Origin of the sequence: Trabulsiella odontotermitis, from assembly GCF_030053895.1 — a bacterium.
Lineage (GTDB): Bacteria > Pseudomonadota > Gammaproteobacteria > Enterobacterales > Enterobacteriaceae > Trabulsiella > Trabulsiella odontotermitis_C.
This window is the reverse complement of sequence record NZ_CP125781.1, coordinates 1,208,406-1,224,985: the sequence shown is the minus strand read 5'-3', so window position 1 is coordinate 1,224,985 and position 16,580 is coordinate 1,208,406. Positions and strand designations below refer to the sequence as shown.

Genomic DNA, 16,580 nt, shown 5'->3' with positions numbered 1-16,580 from the left:
ATTTAAGTTTGATAGTTTCGCGCCGATATTACTTAGGCAACCCTGCCTAAATGATGGACGATCGCTATGCTGAAAAATACTCGCGTTAAAACCGGAATTATTATCGCGTTGGGGGTATTTTGCTTACTCCAGGCGGCAACAGGGGGCCTGTTTTATTCTGCGGTCAGTAATGACCGGCACAATTTCCAGCGCTCCGGGATCCTCAATGCTCAACAGGAAAATCTAAGCGACAGCGTTAACACCCTGATCAAAACCCGCGTCACCGTCACCCGTGTGGCGATCCGTTTTCTAAAAAATCAGCGCGATCCGGCCTCTCTGGAGGCGATCAATAAACTGCTCAACACCGCAGGCGACTCCCTTAACAAGGCCGAAAATTATTATAAATCCTGGCAAGGATTGCCGCCCGTAGCCGGGCAGAGCGCGACGCTGACGGCGGAGATGGATAAAACCTTCCGTCAGATGCATGACGTGCTGCGCCAGTCGATAGACTATCTGCGCGCCGACAACTATCAGGCCTATGGCGACCTCGACGCCCAACAGGCGCAGGACGACATGGAAGCCAGCTACAATCGCTGGCGGGCGGAAAACAACACCTTGTTGAAGGGCGCCGCCGATGATAACCAGCGCAGCTTCATTAACATGCACTGGACGCTGGGGGTGATCCTGCTCTCCGTCATTGCCGTGCTGATTGTGATCTGGCTCGGCCTGCAGCATCTGCTGCTGAAACCACTTCGCAGCATTATGAACCACATTCGTACTATCGCCCGTGGCGATCTGACGCAGACCATTGCCATCGACAGCCGCAACGAAATGGGGCAACTGGCGGCGAGCCTTAATGAGATGCAGCTGTCGCTGGTGACCACCGTCAGCGCCGTACGCGGCAGCACGGACTCCATCTACACCGGCGCGGGGGAAATTGCCGCAGGCAGTAATGATCTCTCTTCCCGCACCGAACAACAGGCGTCATCGCTGGAAGAGACCGCCGCCAGCATGGAACAGCTGACCGCGACGGTGAAACAGAATACCGACAACGCCCGTCAGGCGACACAACTGGCGAAAACCGCCTCGGAAACCGCCGCACGCGGGGGGCGTGTCGTGGATACCGTAGTCCACACGATGAGCGAAATTGCCGACAGTTCACAGCAAATCGCCCACATTACCAGCGTCATCGACAGCATTGCCTTCCAGACCAATATTCTGGCGCTGAACGCGGCAGTGGAAGCGGCGCGCGCCGGAGAACAGGGACGTGGTTTCGCCGTGGTGGCCGGTGAGGTGCGCACGCTTGCCAGCCGCAGCGCGCAGGCGGCGAAGGAAATCAAAGGGCTTATCGACAACTCTGTCAGCCGCGTGAATACCGGTTCCAGTCAGGTGACCGACGCCGGTAACACTATGAAAGAACTGGTGGAAGCGGTAACCCGCGTGACGGATATCATGAGTGAAATTGCCTCGGCGTCCGATGAGCAGAGCCGCGGCATTGAACAGGTGAGCCTGGCCGTGTCGCAGATGGACAGCGTGACGCAGCAGAACGCCGCGCTGGTACAGGAATCCGCAGCGGCGGCGGCGGCGCTGGAAGATCAGGCCGAACAGTTGCGCCAGGCGGTGGCCGCGTTTCGCCTGAACAGCTCGCCAACGCTCAGTGCGAAACCGACAGCCAGTGTGAAAACACCTGCACTGCTGCGCCCGGTGGCCTCGGCACCAACCGGCGGCGACAGCAACTGGGAAACGTTCTGATCCCTCCCTCCAGCCCTCTCCGAGCGGAGAGGGCGTCATGCGTTCTAGTTTCCGCTGGTCATTTGCTCTTTTTTATTTTAGTATTTACTAAATTTAGAAAATGCTAAACAAAGAAATGACCGAACTCGAACAACTTCAACAAAGCGCCGATCAGGCTGCTGCCATGCTGAAAGCGATGAGCCATCCCAGTCGCCTTCTCATTCTGTGCATGCTGAGCGGTTCGCCCGGTACCACTGCGGGTGAGCTGGCGCAAATCACCGGGCTTAGCCCCTCGGCGACCTCCCAGCATCTCGCCAGAATGCGTGACGAAGGGCTGATTGACTGCGAACGTAACGCACAGCGCCAGCATTACTTCATCAGGCATCCGGCGGTGAATCAAATCATCAGCACACTGAAAACCATCTGGTGCCCGTAAGGAGACGATATGACCTGTACTACCCTGAGCCCGCGCGATGCAGAAACCCGCATCCGCCAGGGCGCTCAATTGATTGATATTCGCGAAGCCGATGAATATGCCCGCGAGCATATTGCGCAGGCGCGGCTGTTTCCCCTCAGCGCCATAGAGAAAGGCGAACGCCTGCCGTTGCAGGCCGCCGATGAGGTAATTTTTCATTGCCAGGCGGGAAAACGGTCGTCGGATAATGCCGCGAAGCTCGTTGCTGCCGCCGCGCCCGGCAAAGTCTGGCTGATGGAGGGCGGGATTGACGCCTGGAAACAGGCCGGACTGCCGACAGAAGAAGATAAATCGCAGCCGCTGCCGTTAATGCGTCAGGTACAGATTGCGGCAGGGGTGTTAATCCTCTGCGGTGTGATCCTCGGCTACACCGTTGCGGAAGGCTTTTTCCTGTTAAGCGGGTTTGTCGGCGCCGGATTATTGCTGGCGGGCATGAGCGGATTTTGCGGAATGGCGCGACTGCTGGCGGTAATGCCGTGGAATCGCCAGGCGTCGTAATCAGAATTTATTAACGCTTACATTAAACAATGCCAAAAATAAGGCGGTGAAGTCACCCTCACCGCCTGAGATTAAATCAGGAAATCGTCCAGTGATTTACCGTTTGCCAGCGCGTGGGCAATCGGTTTCGGTGTTCTTCCCTGACCGGTCCAGGTTTTTTCTTCACCGTTAGTGTCGGTAAAGCGATATTTTGCCGGACGCGCTTTGCGTTTCGCCGGACCTTGTGAAAGCGTGCTGTTGCCCTTCAGTAATTCTTCCGGCGAGAGGCCATCGGCTTTGATAAGTTCAAGCCAGGCATTGATTTTTTCCTGCTGCTGCACACGTTCCTGACGCATCTCCTGCTCATCCGCACGCTTTTCTTCAGTCACGATCCTGAGTTTTTCCAGCATATCTTCAAGAACGTCAATGGAGAATTCCCGCGCCATCGCACGCAAGCTACGAATATTATTAAGTTTTTGCAAAATTAAAGACATATATATTCCAGACCTTTATTTAAAACATGACATAATACACTACACGGGTAGTTTAATATAATCACCAACGTTTTGAAACTCATATTTGTGTGGGCCGGATTTAATTATTAGCACTCACATTAGTTGCTTAATTATTAAATATTGCTCAGGCATTATCGTCTGACGTTAATAATGAGGCAGTGAATGACCGTCGGCACGTCTGTTTCTTGAGACGACATATCACTCACAAGTGATAAACTTAACTCATTGAAATAAAATAAAATTATCAATAGTCAGCAATTAAAATAGCAAAAAGCGTAAAAAATCGCCGATCGTAGAGCATTTTATTGACAAAACGTCCGTAAATAAAAATTTAACACTAGTTGTTACTTTTTATCCAGTTGTATATTCTATAAACAACCGAATCACCCAACAAATCAAGCTACTAAACAGGGCATTCCCTGGTGTTTACGACTTACTTTTGAGGAGCAAATCGATGTTCTCTGCGCAGTCCCGCCTGCGTCATGCAGCAGCAGATACCTTCGCTATGGTGGTCTACTGTTCCGTCGTGAACATGCTGATTGAAGTTTTTCTCTCCGGTATGACCTTCGAGCAGTCGCTTTCATCGCGTCTGGTGGCGATTCCGGTCAATATTCTTATTGCATGGCCGTACGGTATGTATCGCGATGTGATTATGCGTCAGGCAAAACGCCTTAGTCCGGCGGGCTGGATGAAAAATCTGGCGGATGTGCTGGCGTATGTGACGTTTCAGTCGCCAGTGTATGTCGCAATCCTGCTGACAGTAGGTGCTGACTGGCATCAGATTGTCGCGGCGGTGAGTTCGAATATCGTTATTTCGATGTTGATGGGCGCCGCTTACGGTTACTTCCTCGATTATTGCCGCCGCTTGTTCCGTGTGGGCAATTATCATCAGGCCAAAGCCTGATATTTAGCGACTGGCATAACGCCAGTCGTTTTTCTAATTGACGGAATCACCAAATAATCCGTTTAAAAAACGCTCCAGCGCAATACGCGAACTGAAACCATGAGGGATACCATAATGCTCTCGCGCATCACCCGCCAGATAGAGGGGGAATTGCTGGTAATGATCGCAGGTTTTAATTTCCGACGCAGGTTCCGCCAGCATGTTACTGCGCTCTTTCAGCGCCGGGTGGATGATTAATGCCGTACGCCCCATGCGGGCTTCACGATTGACGTATACATAATTCTCACCACGGCGATATCCGTACGTTTTTTGGGTTACGCTATCCATCGTAAATCCCGCTTTTTCAAGAACGCGCGCCACCTCATCGGGTCGTAAATACATAAGAATTCCTCGTTATCTTTTACTGCATCGCTACCTTATCGTATTCAGCAATAGCATCGCTTTCAGAAAATTCCACAAAGGGAGGAATAAGGCGTGATTTATCTCAGAGGATAAAAATTCTGTTCTACACTTTACTTCACCGCGAAAACGAAGGAGGGTCACATGTTTAACCGACCAAACAGAAACGACGTGAATGACGGTGTGCAGGATATTCAGAATGATGTCAGCCAACTGGCCGACTCGCTGGAGGCCGTGCTGAAATCCTGGGGCAGCGATGCCAAAGACGAAGCCGATGCCGCGCGTCGCAAGGCGCAGTCGCTATTGCGTGAAACCCGCGCCAGAATGCATGGCCGGACCGTGGTACAACAGACAGCCCGCGATGCCGTCAGTTGTGCTTGTACCTTCGTACGCGATCGTCCCTGGCAGAGTGTTGGCGCGGCTGCCGCTGTCGGAATTTTTATTGGCGCATTATTGAGTTTACGCCGATAATCATACTGTCAGTGATGAGAATAAATACGCGTCTACCCCTGTTGGCTTCGGCCCACAGGGGTTTTTATTTTTAGGCTCTCAATGCGGTATCACCCTGTAATATCGGGATAAAACCCCCTTCCCCGTCACGTTCATCAACAAGGGCGTATCAACCTAAAAATACTATATATTGTATGGTTGAAGTTTAATTCAACTACATCTAGTATTTCATCTGTGATTACCACACAAGAACCGACGCTCAGCTTTTGCGCCGCATTGTCATTTTAAACGGAAATACGAATCATGCGCATTACTATTTACACTCGAAATGATTGTGTTCAGTGCCACGCCACGAAACGGGCGATGGAAAGCCGTGGATTTGAATTTGAGATGGTTAACGTCGACCAGCACCCCGAGGCTGTGGATTCGCTGCGCTCGCAGGGTTTCCGCCAGTTGCCGGTTGTGGTGGCGGGTGAGACGAGCTGGTCCGGTTTTCGCCCGGATATGATTAACCGTCTGCGTCCGGATGCCATTGCGGCCAGCGCATGAGCAACCTCGTTTTCTTCTCCAGCAGCTCCGAAAACACGCTCCGCTTTATTGAGCGGCTGGGGTTGCCTGCGGTGCGGATCCCGCTCAATGAGCGCGAACGCCTCCAGGTGGACGAGCCATACATTCTGGTGGTTCCCAGTTACGGCGGCGGCGGAACCGCTGGCGCCGTGCCCCGGCAGGTGATCCGTTTTTTAAACGATCCCCATAACCGCGCATTGATCCGTGGGGTGATTGCTTCGGGCAACCGCAACTTCGGCGAGGCGTTCGCGCGTGCCGGTGACGTCATCGCGCAAAAATGCGGCGTCCCGTACCTGTGGCGCTTTGAGTTGATGGGCACCCAATACGATATCGACAGCGTTCGAAAAGGAGTGAACGAATTTTGGCAACGACAACCACAGAGCGCGTGATGCAGAGCACGCCGGACTACCATGCCCTGAACGCCATGCTGAATCTGTATGATGCAGAGGGCCGCATTCAGTTCGACAAAGACCGGGACGCTGTGGCGGTGTTTATGGCCAGCCACGTGCAGCCAAACAGCGTTGTGTTTGACTCGCAGGATGCCCGTCTTGACTGGCTGGTGGCACAAGGGTATTACGACGCCAACGTGCTGGCGCGCTACTCGCGCACTTTTGTGGTCGAACTGTTTGCCCACGCGCACGCCAGCGGTTTTCAGTTTCAGACGTTCCTTGGCGCGTGGAAGTATTACACCAGCTATACGCTGAAAACCTTCGACGGCAAACGCTACCTGGAACATTTCCCGGATCGGGTGGTGATGGTGGCGCTCACGCTGGCGCAGGGTGATGAAACTCTCGCCCACCAGTTGACCGATGAAATACTCTCCGGGCGCTTTCAGCCTGCCACACCGACGTTCCTCAACGGCGGCAAACAGCAGCGCGGCGAACTGGTCTCCTGTTTCCTGCTGCGCATTGAAGACAATATGGAGTCGATTGGTCGTGCAGTGAATTCAGCGCTACAGTTGTCAAAACGCGGCGGCGGCGTGGCGTTTCTGCTCTCCAACCTGCGTGAAGCCGGTGCGCCAATCAAGCGGATTGAAAACCAGTCCTCCGGGGTCATTCCGGTGATGAAGATGCTGGAAGATGCCTTCTCTTACGCTAATCAGCTCGGCGCGCGTCAGGGTGCAGGCGCGGTTTATCTGCATGCGCATCACCCGGACATTCTGCGTTTCCTCGACACCAAACGCGAAAACGCCGATGAAAAAACCCGCATCAAAACGCTGTCGCTGGGCGTGGTTATCCCGGACATCACCTTCCGGCTGGCGAAAGAAAACGCGCAAATGGCGCTGTTCTCACCGTACGACGTAGAGCGCCTGTACGGGAAAGCGTTTGGCGATATCGCCGTCAGCGAGATGTATGACACGCTGGTCGCCGACGCACGGGTACGCAAAAGCTGGATTTCGGCCCGTGACTTCTTCCAGACGCTTGCCGAAATTCAGTTCGAATCCGGCTATCCGTACATCATGTATGAAGACACGGTCAACCGTGCCAACCCCATCGCCGGGCGTATCAACATGAGCAACCTGTGTTCTGAGATTTTGCAGGTCAACAGCGCGTCCACTTACGATGAGAATCTTGATTATGCCGACACCGGGCGCGATATCTCCTGCAATCTGGGGTCGCTGAATATTGCCCACACCATGGATTCACCCGACTTTGGTCGCACCGTTGAAACGGCAGTACGCGGCCTGACGGCAGTCTCCGACATGAGCCACATCCGTTCTGTGCCATCAATCGAAGCGGGCAACGCCGCCTCTCACGCCATTGGCCTCGGGCAGATGAATCTGCACGGTTATTTGGCCCGCGAGGGGATCGCCTATGGCAGCGAAGAGGGGCTGGATTTCACCAATTTCTATTTTTACACCATCACCTGGCATGCGCTGCATACCTCGATGATGCTGGCGCGCGAACGCGGTCAGCGCTTTGCCGGGTTTGAGCAGTCACGCTACGCCAGCGGTGAGTTTTTCGACCAGTACCTGGAAGGCGACTGGCAGCCAAAAACCGGGAAAGTCCGTGCGCTTTTTGCCCGCGCTGGCATCACCCTGCCCGACCGCGCAATGTGGCGGCAGTTGCGTGATGACGTGATGCGCTATGGCATTTATAACCAGAATCTGCAGGCGGTACCGCCGACCGGGTCTATCTCGTACATCAACCACGCCACTTCCAGCATTCATCCGATTGTCTCGAAGGTGGAAATTCGCAAGGAAGGCAAAACCGGGCGCGTGTATTATCCGGCGCCGTTTATGACCAACGACAACCTGGCGCTGTATCAGGATGCGTATGAAATCGGACCGGAGAAAATCATCGATACCTATGCCGAAGCGACGCGCCATGTCGATCAGGGGCTGTCGCTGACGCTGTTCTTCCCCGATACCGCCACAACGCGTGATATCAACAAAGCGCAGATCTACGCGTGGAAGAAAGGGATCAAGACGCTGTATTACATTCGCCTGCGCCAGCTGGCGCTGGAAGGCACTGAAATTGAAGGCTGCGTGTCCTGCGCGCTGTAAGGAGAGAAGGATGAACCGTTTATCACGCGTCAGCGCCATCAACTGGAACAAAATCCAGGATGATAAGGATCTTGAGGTCTGGAGCCGCCTGACCAGCAACTTCTGGCTGCCGGAAAAAGTACCGCTGTCGAACGATATCCCGGCCTGGCAGACACTCACCCCCGCGGAGCAGCAACTGACTATCCGCGTGTTTACCGGCCTGACGCTGCTCGATACCATTCAGAATATGGTGGGCGCGCCGTCGCTGATGCCCGATTCGCTGACGCCACACGAAGAGGCGGTGCTGTCGAACATCAGCTTTATGGAGGCGGTGCACGCCCGTTCTTACAGTTCGATTTTCTCGACGTTGTGCCAGACCCGGGACGTCGACGCCGCTTATGCCTGGAGTGAAGACAACGCGCCGCTGCAACGTAAGGCGCAGTTAATCCTCAACTATTATGCCGCCGATGAACCGCTGAAAAAGAAAATCGCCAGCGTGTTTCTCGAATCGTTCCTCTTCTATTCCGGTTTCTGGCTACCGATGTATTTCTCCAGCCGTGGCAAGCTGACCAACACCGCGGATCTTATCCGGCTGATCATCCGCGATGAAGCCGTTCACGGTTACTACATCGGTTATAAGTATCAGAAAGGGCTGGAGAAAGTGAGCGCCGGAAAACGCGAAGCACTTAAGCATTTTGCGCTGGAACTGCTGATGGATCTGTATGACAACGAGATTGCCTACACCGAAGAACTGTACGCCGGCAGTGGCTGGGAAGAAGACGTTAAAGCGTTCCTTTGCTACAACGCCAATAAAGCGCTGATGAATCTTGGTTACGAGGCGCTTTTCCCGCCAGAAATGGCGGCGGTGAATCCGGCGATCCTCGCCGCGCTGTCACCGAATGCGGACGAAAACCATGACTTCTTTTCCGGCTCAGGATCATCGTATGTAATGGGTAAAGCCGTCGACACCGAAGACGAAGACTGGGATTTCTGATAATAATATTCGGGGAAACTATTTACGGTACTTTACCGAAATATTTCCCCTTTCCAGCCTTTTTTTCCACACAAATATTTACCACCGACTACACTGTCATCGGACCTTCATATTCGACTGAATCATCACGATCCAGCCGAAATTGTGCTGGGTGACATCAAATTTTTGACAAAAATTCAATTCCCGCTCAGCCCTTATCTCATGGGAAACTCCGGCAAATCTCGCCCATTCAATGCCATGCCATTCTCCCATCAAGGGTTGTCTCAGATTCTGAGTATGTTAGGGTATTGCCAGACAATTATTTTTAATCGGGTAATTTATAGCGCAAATAAATAACAGGAAATCTCTTATTGCATGGCAATTAAATTAGAAATCAAAAATCTCTATAAAATATTTGGCGAGCATCCGCAGCGGGCTTTCAAATATATCGAAAAAGGACTTTCGAAAGAACAAATTCTGGAAAAAACGGGACTATCGCTTGGCGTTAAAGACGCCAGTCTGGCCATTGAAGAAGGCGAGATATTTGTCATCATGGGATTATCCGGCTCCGGTAAATCGACCATGGTACGCCTTCTCAATCGCCTGATTGAACCCACCCGCGGACAGGTGCTGATTGACGGCGTGGATATTGCAAAAATATCAGACGCCGAACTCCGTGAGGTTCGCAGAAAGAAAATTGCGATGGTATTCCAGTCATTCGCCCTAATGCCGCATATGACCGTAGTAGATAATACTGCGTTCGGTATGGAGCTTGCCGGAATATCGCCACAGGAGCGTCAGGAAAAAGCCCTTGATGCATTGCGCCAGGTTGGGCTGGAGAATTATGCCCATGCTTATCCGGACGAATTATCCGGCGGGATGCGGCAGCGTGTTGGGCTGGCCCGCGCATTAGCCATCAATCCTGATATCTTATTAATGGATGAAGCTTTCTCGGCGCTCGATCCCTTAATTCGAACTGAAATGCAGGATGAGCTGGTGAAATTGCAGGCCAAACACCAGCGTACCGTTGTCTTTATATCGCACGACCTCGATGAAGCGATGAGAATTGGTGACCGTATTGCCATTATGCAAAATGGCGAAGTGGTTCAGGTCGGTACGCCGGATGAAATTCTGAATAACCCGGCTAACGATTATGTCCGCACCTTCTTCCGCGGTGTGGATATTAGCCATGTATTCAGCGCCAAAGATATTGCCCGCCGGTCGCCGAACGGATTGCTTCGTCGTACACCTGGTTTCGGCCCGCGCTCAGCGCTGAAATTGCTACAGGATGAAGACCGTGAATTCGGCTATGTCATCGAACGTGGCAATAAATTTCTCGGCGTTGTCTCTATTGATTCCCTGAAAGCCGCGCTGACCGCAGGTCAGAACATTGACGCCGCATTGATTGACGCACCGTTAGCCGTCGATGCCCAGACACCGCTCAGCGAGTTGCTCTCCCACGTCGGTCAGGCGCCCTGCGCAGTGCCGGTGGTGGACGAAGAACAACAGTACGTTGGCATCATTTCAAAACGCATGCTGCTACAGGCTTTAGATCGCGAGGGGGCAAACAATGGCTGATCAAAATAATCCATGGGATGCCGCACCGGCAACGGACAATGCGACCGCATCGGCAGATGCCTGGGGGAGCGGCGCTTCAACACCAGCACCGACTGACGGCGGTGGCGCCGACTGGCTGAACAGCGCGCCTGCACCGCAACCGGAGCATTTTACTTTTATGGATCCTTTCCATAAAACGCTGATCCCGCTCGACAACTGGGTGACGCACGGCATTGACTGGGTGGTGATGCATTTCCGTCCGGTGTTCCAGGGCATTCGCGTGCCGGTGGATTACATTCTGAGCACCTTCCAGCAACTGCTGATGGGAATGCCTGCCCCGGTCGCCATCATTCTTTTCGCACTGATTGCCTGGCAGATCTCAAGCTTCGGTATGGGGATCGCGACGCTGGTATCGCTGATTGCCATCGGCGCCATTGGTGCCTGGTCGCAGGCGATGGTAACGCTGGCACTGGTGCTCACCGCGCTGTTTTTCTGCATGATCATTGGCCTGCCGCTCGGGATCTGGCTGGCGCGCAGCCCACGCGCATCAAAAGTCATTCGTCCGTTGCTGGATGCCATGCAAACCACACCGGCGTTCGTCTACCTGGTACCGATCGTAATGTTATTCGGTATCGGCAACGTGCCGGGCGTCGTGGTGACGATTATCTTCGCCCTGCCGCCGATTGTCCGTCTGACCATTCTGGGGATTAACCAGGTGCCTGCGGATCTGATTGAAGCGTCGCGCTCGTTTGGCGCAAGCCCACGTCAGATGCTGTTCAAAGTGCAGTTGCCACTGGCGATGCCGACCATCATGGCCGGGGTGAACCAGACGCTGATGCTGGCGCTGTCGATGGTGGTGATCGCCTCGATGATCGCCGTTGGCGGTCTCGGCCAGATGGTTCTGCGCGGCATTGGCCGTCTCGACATGGGTCTGGCGACTGTCGGTGGCGTGGGGATTGTCATTCTCGCCATTATTCTCGACCGCCTGACCCAGGCAATGGGTCGCGACGCCCGCAGTCGCGGCAATCGTCGCTGGTACTCTACCGGCCCCATTGGGTTGATTACACGCCCTTTCACTAAATAACGAATAAGGAACAACGATGCGACATCGCGTACTTTTTGCCACAGCGTTTGCCACCCTTGTATCCACCAGCACATTTGCTGCCGATCTGCCTGGCAAAGGCATTACCGTTTTACCGGTACAAAGCACCATCACGGAAGAAACCTTCCAGACGCTGCTGGTCAGCCGCGCACTGGAAAAACTGGGGTATACCGTCAGCAAACCGAGCGAAGTGGATTACAACGTCGGCTATACCTCCATCGCTTCCGGCGATGCTACTTTTACCGCCGTCAACTGGCAGCCGCTGCATGATGACATGTACGCCGCCGCAGGCGGTGACAAGAAGTTCTATCGTGAAGGTGTGTTTGTGACTGGCGCAGCGCAGGGTTACCTGATCGACAAAAAAACCGCCGAGCAGTACCACATCAAAAGCATCGATCAACTGAAAGATCCGAAGATCGCCAGACTGTTTGATACCAATGGCGATGGCAAAGCGGATCTGACCGGTTGTACGCCGGGCTGGGGTTGCGAAGCGGTGATTAACCATCAGATTGGCGCGTACGACCTGAGCAAAACCGTCGAGCATAATCAGGGGAACTACGCGGCGATGATGGCCGATACCATCACCCGCTTTAAAGAAGGCAAACCGGTGCTGTATTACACCTGGACGCCGTACTGGGTGAGTGATGTGCTGAAACCGGGTAAAGATGTGGTCTGGCTGCAGGTCCCGTTCTCTTCGATGCCTGGCGAGCAGAAAGACATCGATACCAAACTGCCGAACGGCGCGAACTACGGCTTCCCGGTGAATACCATGCATATTGTCGCTAACAAAGCCTGGGCAGAGAAAAACCCGGCGGCGGCGAAGCTGTTCGCGGTGATGAAACTGCCGATTGCGGATATCAACGCCCAGAACGCCATGATGCATCAGGGCAAAGCCTCCGAAGCAGACATTCAGGGTCATGTTGATGGCTGGATCAAAGCCCACCAGCAGCAATTTGACGGCTGGGTGAAAGAAGCGCTGGCTGCGCAGAAATAACATAAAAAGCCCCGGGCGCTGAAGTGAAGCCCGGGGCTTTTTTAACCTTTAACGGCGTCCCGCCAACCGTGCTTGCATCATGTTATTGGCAGCTTCAGATTCACTGATAGCACTACCTACAGACGATGAAGAAACACTCGACGAACTCCTGCTGACAGCCTGCAAACCACGTTGTGCCAGGAACTCTCTCTGGGCCGCTTGCATGATATCCGTTTGGGTGTGGAACATATCCTCAAAAGCAACTGTCGCATCCGTCGGGGTATTCACGAATTCAAAACTGAGCGACTTATAGGCCGCAGGTCCAATTCTGGTTTCCGCGATATTCGCGGCGTTTGACGGCCTGAAAGCCGCATTCGCTCTTACCAATTCGAGATCGCTGGTCACTACACGCATAATTCTTCGCTGTCCACCACGTCCCGCCGCTGCCGCTAGCGCATAGTGGTTCGCATTTTCCCAGGTATTGGTGACAAAGAAGCAGAATCCCTTCGGTCCTTCACTCATTAGCCCGGCAGCCCCTTCAATGTTCGTGCCATGAAAGCCAATAAAGGTGGACTGAACAGCACGAGAAGGTCCGGCGACAGAGGTAAGCGCTTCATTAGTCGCTTCAATCGTTTCCCCGGTGATTTCTGCTGTTTCATTGAAAATTTCCGCTATAGAACCACTTGCGTTAAATGAAACTCCCTGAACCCGCTGTGCGGCCTGTGAAACACTTCTCCTGCAACTCATAATTTTCGTACCGATGGATTCCGCGATGCCCGCAGTAGCAGCAACACCCATACCTATCGCAGCCCATTTCAGTTTGCGCGACGCTTCAGGGTTTTTACTTTTCACCACTCTGGCAGATACCCCGGTCGCCACACTTGCCGCCGTTGTCACGCCGGTTTCGACCGTCCCTGCCGTCGCCACTGTTGCTGCTGTTCCCTCTGACATCGCCACCTTCAGGCCCACGCGGATACCAAAAGCAATCGCACGAATAATCAGGGTAATAATCCCGTGGCCGCTGGGGTCGGTATGGTTAATCGGATCACCCTCACAGTAGGCATAAGGATTGATGCCACCCTCACCAAACGGGCTGGCATTATCCGCGCAGGTGAAGCGGCGCAATACCGGACTGTAGGCACGATAGCCATTGCCGAGGTGGGTGACGCCAGAGAGAGGATCGGCGCGTTCGCCGTTAAAGCCCGGCAGAGAGGCCGACAACCCGTTGCGTTGCGCAGTCGCGCCAAACGGCGACCAGCCGAAGGTCGAATGGCTGCCGTTGGCGACGGACATAAAGGGACTGCCATGAAGGTCATTCCCGGTCAGTTGTAATGTCATAAAAGTTACTCCAGTCTGGTGAGATGAGACGGGAGTGTGGCATTTCAGCAATACCAGGATTGCGCCTTAAAAAAACAGAGCCAGGCAAAATAAAGGCAAATGGCACTTTCCGACACCTGATGCGCTCCTCATTTTTCTCTCTTTGGTTATCATGATGCTATCGCTTAATTCCTTACCTGATGAATATTGATGACTAAACATCCTTCCGGACTTAGCCCGGCGCTGATCGCCCTGATGTCAGTGGCGACCGGGCTGGCCGTCGCCAGCAACTATTACGCACAACCTTTACTCGACACCATCGCTCGCGCCTTTTCGCTTTCCGCCGGTCAGGCGGGTTTTATCGTCACTGCCGCACAACTCGGTTACGCCGCCGGACTGCTGTTTCTGGTGCCGCTGGGAGACATGTTCGAGCGCCGCGGGCTTATCGTCACTATGACGCTGCTGGCGGCGGGCGGGATGCTGATCACCGCCAGCAGCCAGTCGCTGACGCTGATGATTATCGGCACGGCGCTGACCGGGCTGTTTTCCGTGGTAGCACAGATTCTGGTGCCGCTGGCGGCCACACTCGCCACGCCGGATAAACGCGGCAAAGTCGTAGGTACGATCATGAGCGGCCTGCTGCTTGGGATCCTGCTGGCGCGCACCGTCGCGGGTCTGCTCGCCAGTCTCGGCGGCTGGCGCACCGTCTATTGGGTCGCGAGCGCATTGATGGTACTGATGGCGCTGGCGCTGTGGCGCGGATTGCCGAAAATTAAGCAGGAAAATCACCTCAACTACCCGCAGTTGCTGGGGTCGATTTTCCACCTGTTTGCCGGGGAAAAATTGCTACGCACTCGCGCCCTGCTCGGCTGTCTGACCTTCGCCAATTTCAGCATCCTGTGGACCTCGATGGCCTTCCTGCTGGCGGGGGCGCCGTTTCATTTTTCCGAAGGCGTGATCGGTCTGTTTGGTCTCGCTGGCGCAGCGGGCGCGCTGGGCGCACGTCCGGCTGGCGGGCTGGCGGACAAAGGCAAGTCTCACCTCACTACCACCATCGGCCTGATACTGCTGTTGTTGTCGTGGATCGCCATCTGGTTTGGTCATGTTTCCGTGCTGGCGCTGATTATCGGGATCCTGATCCTCGACCTCACCGTTCAGGGAGTGCATATCACTAACCAGACGGTGATTTACCGCATTAAACCCGAGGCGCGCAACCGTCTGACCGCGGGTTACATGACCAGCTACTTTATTGGCGGTGCGGCGGGGTCGCTGATTTCCGCATCGGCCTGGCAACATGCGGGATGGACCGGGGTGTGCCTCGCTGGCGCTGTCGTCGCCGCGCTGAATTTGCTGGTCTGGTGGCGCGGCTTTCACCGTATGGCTGCCGAATCCTAAGTAAAATTCACCCATCTCATACCTATACCAGACTGCGGGGTGTTAAGCCGCCCTTCAGTCTGTTAAGGTGTAACGACTTATTAACCCGGGTGATTTTTTCTCCCGTTATTTATTCGTCATTCAATTAAAAGCAATATGGAAACCCCTGCTGAAGTGACGGGTGTACCGTCGCCAGGTCCGTCAACGCTGTTCGAAGGCGTGAAAGACAGTTTACCGATTGTCATTAGCTACATTCCCGTCGCGTTTGCCTTTGGACTGAATGCCACGAAACTCGGATTTACGCCGCTCGAAAGCGTCTTCTTCTCCTGCATTATTTACGCGGGCGCCAGCCAGTTCGTGATCACCGCGATGCTGGCTGCCGGCAGTTCATTGTGGGTGGCGGCGCTGACCGTGATGGCGATGGATGTGCGCCATGTGCTGTATGGCCCCTCGTTGCGCAGTCGCATCACAGCGCAGATGCGAAAACCCAAAACCGCGCTGTGGGCTTTCGGGCTGACAGATGAAGTGTTTGCCGCCGCCACTGCCAAACTGGTACGCGACAACCGCGGCTGGAGCGAAAACTGGATGATCGGCATCGCCTTTTGCTCCTGGGCGTCCTGGGTACTCGGCACGGTAATGGGCGCATATTCCGGCAGCGGCCTGCTGGAGGGGTTCCCGGCAGTGGAAGCGGCGCTCGGTTTTATGCTGCCTGCGCTGTTCCTGAGTTTTTTGTTGGCGTCATTCCAGCGTAAGCAGTCGCTGTGCGTCACCGCATCGCTCGTCGGCGCGCTGGCTGGCGTAACGCTGTTTTCGATTCCCGCCGCGATCCTCGCCGGTATCGTCTGCGGCTGTCTGACCGCGCTGACGCAGTCCATCCTGCGGGGAGAACTCAATGAGCACTGAGGTCCTGTTCCTTGGCCTGCTGGTGGGGTGCGCTAACTATCTCTTCCGTTATCTGCCGTTACGCCTGCGGGCCGGGCACCATCGTCCGTCACGCCGGGGAGCGGTTGGCGTATTGCTCGACACTATCGGCATCGCCTCGATTTGCGCGTTGCTGGTGGTGTCTACTGCGCCGGAAGTGATGGCGGATGCCCGCCGCCTGTTACCGACCCTGCTTGGTTTTGCTGTGCTGGGCGTCAGTTTCTGGAAAACGCGCAGCATTATTTTCCCTGTGCTGCTGAGCGCACTGGCCTATGGGCTGGCATGGAAATATTTATTCCTTTTATAGACTTGAATAATCAATTTCGCACAAATAATTCATTTACTTTATTTGTCACTATCGTTACTATATCGGCTGCAATT

The 16,580-nt window shown here is 54.3% G+C and carries 18 protein-coding genes; 15 read left to right on the top strand and 3 right to left on the bottom strand.

Features of this window, described 5'->3' with window-relative positions; translation table 11 throughout:
* Positions 1–66 precede the first annotated feature (66 nt).
* The 3 genes from tcp to QMG90_RS05950 all read left to right on the top strand — a co-directional run bounded on the left by tcp (position 67) and on the right by QMG90_RS05950 (position 2,683).
* Positions 67–1,731 carry a methyl-accepting chemotaxis citrate transducer gene (gene tcp, locus QMG90_RS05960; protein ID WP_283283003.1) on the top strand — a complete coding sequence of 555 codons (1,665 nt, stop codon included), beginning with the start codon at positions 67–69 and terminating at the stop codon, positions 1,729–1,731.
* A 115-nt stretch (positions 1,732–1,846) separates the two neighbouring features.
* Positions 1,847–2,146, top strand: a complete 300-nt coding sequence (locus QMG90_RS05955; protein ID WP_283283896.1) for an ArsR/SmtB family transcription factor — start codon at positions 1,847–1,849, stop codon at positions 2,144–2,146.
* Between the two features lie 9 nt (positions 2,147–2,155).
* Positions 2,156–2,683 (top strand): rhodanese family protein, encoded by a 528-nt coding sequence (locus tag QMG90_RS05950; protein WP_283283002.1) that lies wholly within the window; start codon positions 2,156–2,158, stop codon positions 2,681–2,683.
* Positions 2,684–2,754: 71 nt separating this feature from the next.
* Here QMG90_RS05950 and stpA read toward each other — a convergent pair whose 3' ends face one another.
* On the bottom strand, positions 2,755–3,156 hold the full coding sequence (gene stpA / locus QMG90_RS05945) for a DNA-binding protein StpA (protein ID WP_283283001.1): 402 nt from the start codon (positions 3,154–3,156) through the stop codon (positions 2,755–2,757).
* Positions 3,157–3,631: 475 nt separating this feature from the next.
* Here stpA and alaE point away from each other — a divergent pair, with 475 nt between their 5' ends.
* Positions 3,632–4,081, top strand: coding sequence for an L-alanine exporter AlaE (alaE, locus tag QMG90_RS05940; protein WP_283283000.1), 450 nt, complete (start codon positions 3,632–3,634; stop codon positions 4,079–4,081).
* Positions 4,082–4,114: 33 nt separating this feature from the next.
* Here alaE and QMG90_RS05935 read toward each other — a convergent pair whose 3' ends face one another.
* Positions 4,115–4,462, bottom strand: coding sequence for a DUF2002 family protein (locus tag QMG90_RS05935; RefSeq protein ID WP_054177695.1), 348 nt, complete (start codon positions 4,460–4,462; stop codon positions 4,115–4,117).
* Positions 4,463–4,624: 162 nt separating this feature from the next.
* On the opposite strand from QMG90_RS05935, the gene QMG90_RS05930 reads away from it, so the two are divergent.
* From QMG90_RS05930 to proX, 8 genes are all read left to right on the top strand, one after another.
* Entirely contained in the window at positions 4,625–4,951 is a 327-nt protein-coding gene (locus QMG90_RS05930) for an ElaB/YgaM/YqjD family protein (RefSeq protein ID WP_283282999.1), read from the top strand.
* Between the two features lie 282 nt (positions 4,952–5,233).
* A complete protein-coding gene (gene nrdH / locus QMG90_RS05925; protein ID WP_283282998.1) occupies positions 5,234–5,479 on the top strand; it encodes a glutaredoxin-like protein NrdH in 246 nt (81 codons plus the stop codon).
* Positions 5,476–5,886, top strand: a complete 411-nt coding sequence (gene nrdI, locus QMG90_RS05920) for a class Ib ribonucleoside-diphosphate reductase assembly flavoprotein NrdI (protein WP_283282997.1) — start codon at positions 5,476–5,478, stop codon at positions 5,884–5,886. The genes nrdH and nrdI overlap by 4 nt, the downstream gene beginning before the upstream one ends.
* Complete coding sequence (gene nrdE / locus QMG90_RS05915; RefSeq protein ID WP_283282996.1) at positions 5,859–8,003, top strand: class 1b ribonucleoside-diphosphate reductase subunit alpha; 2,145 nt, start codon at positions 5,859–5,861, stop codon at positions 8,001–8,003. Before nrdI ends, nrdE begins: the two co-directional genes overlap by 28 nt.
* A gap of 10 nt (positions 8,004–8,013) precedes the next feature.
* Complete coding sequence (nrdF, locus tag QMG90_RS05910; RefSeq protein WP_283282995.1) at positions 8,014–8,976, top strand: class 1b ribonucleoside-diphosphate reductase subunit beta; 963 nt, start codon at positions 8,014–8,016, stop codon at positions 8,974–8,976.
* A gap of 354 nt (positions 8,977–9,330) precedes the next feature.
* Entirely contained in the window at positions 9,331–10,533 is a 1,203-nt protein-coding gene (gene proV / locus QMG90_RS05905; protein WP_283282994.1) for a glycine betaine/L-proline ABC transporter ATP-binding protein ProV, read from the top strand.
* On the top strand, positions 10,526–11,596 hold the full coding sequence (gene proW, locus QMG90_RS05900) for a glycine betaine/L-proline ABC transporter permease ProW (RefSeq protein WP_283282993.1): 1,071 nt from the start codon (positions 10,526–10,528) through the stop codon (positions 11,594–11,596). Before proV ends, proW begins: the two co-directional genes overlap by 8 nt.
* Positions 11,597–11,612: 16 nt before the next feature.
* Positions 11,613–12,608 carry a glycine betaine/L-proline ABC transporter substrate-binding protein ProX gene (gene proX, locus QMG90_RS05895; protein ID WP_283282992.1) on the top strand — a complete coding sequence of 332 codons (996 nt, stop codon included), beginning with the start codon at positions 11,613–11,615 and terminating at the stop codon, positions 12,606–12,608.
* Between the two features lie 48 nt (positions 12,609–12,656).
* Here proX and QMG90_RS05890 read toward each other — a convergent pair whose 3' ends face one another.
* Positions 12,657–13,925 (bottom strand): RHS repeat-associated core domain-containing protein, encoded by a 1,269-nt coding sequence (locus QMG90_RS05890; RefSeq protein WP_283282991.1) that lies wholly within the window; start codon positions 13,923–13,925, stop codon positions 12,657–12,659.
* 189 nt (positions 13,926–14,114) lie between these two features.
* Between QMG90_RS05890 and QMG90_RS05885 the strand changes: the two genes are divergently transcribed.
* The 3 genes from QMG90_RS05885 (at position 14,115) to ygaH (ending at position 16,506) form a co-directional block, all read left to right on the top strand.
* The gene (locus QMG90_RS05885) at positions 14,115–15,299 is read left to right on the top strand and encodes an MFS transporter (RefSeq protein ID WP_283282990.1); all 1,185 of its coding nucleotides are present in this window, start codon (positions 14,115–14,117) and stop codon (positions 15,297–15,299) included.
* 135 nt (positions 15,300–15,434) lie between these two features.
* A complete protein-coding gene (locus QMG90_RS05880; protein ID WP_283282989.1) occupies positions 15,435–16,181 on the top strand; it encodes an AzlC family ABC transporter permease in 747 nt (248 codons plus the stop codon).
* Positions 16,171–16,506 (top strand): L-valine transporter subunit YgaH, encoded by a 336-nt coding sequence (gene ygaH, locus QMG90_RS05875; protein WP_283282988.1) that lies wholly within the window; start codon positions 16,171–16,173, stop codon positions 16,504–16,506. The genes QMG90_RS05880 and ygaH overlap by 11 nt, the downstream gene beginning before the upstream one ends.
* Positions 16,507–16,580: the final 74 nt, after the last annotated feature.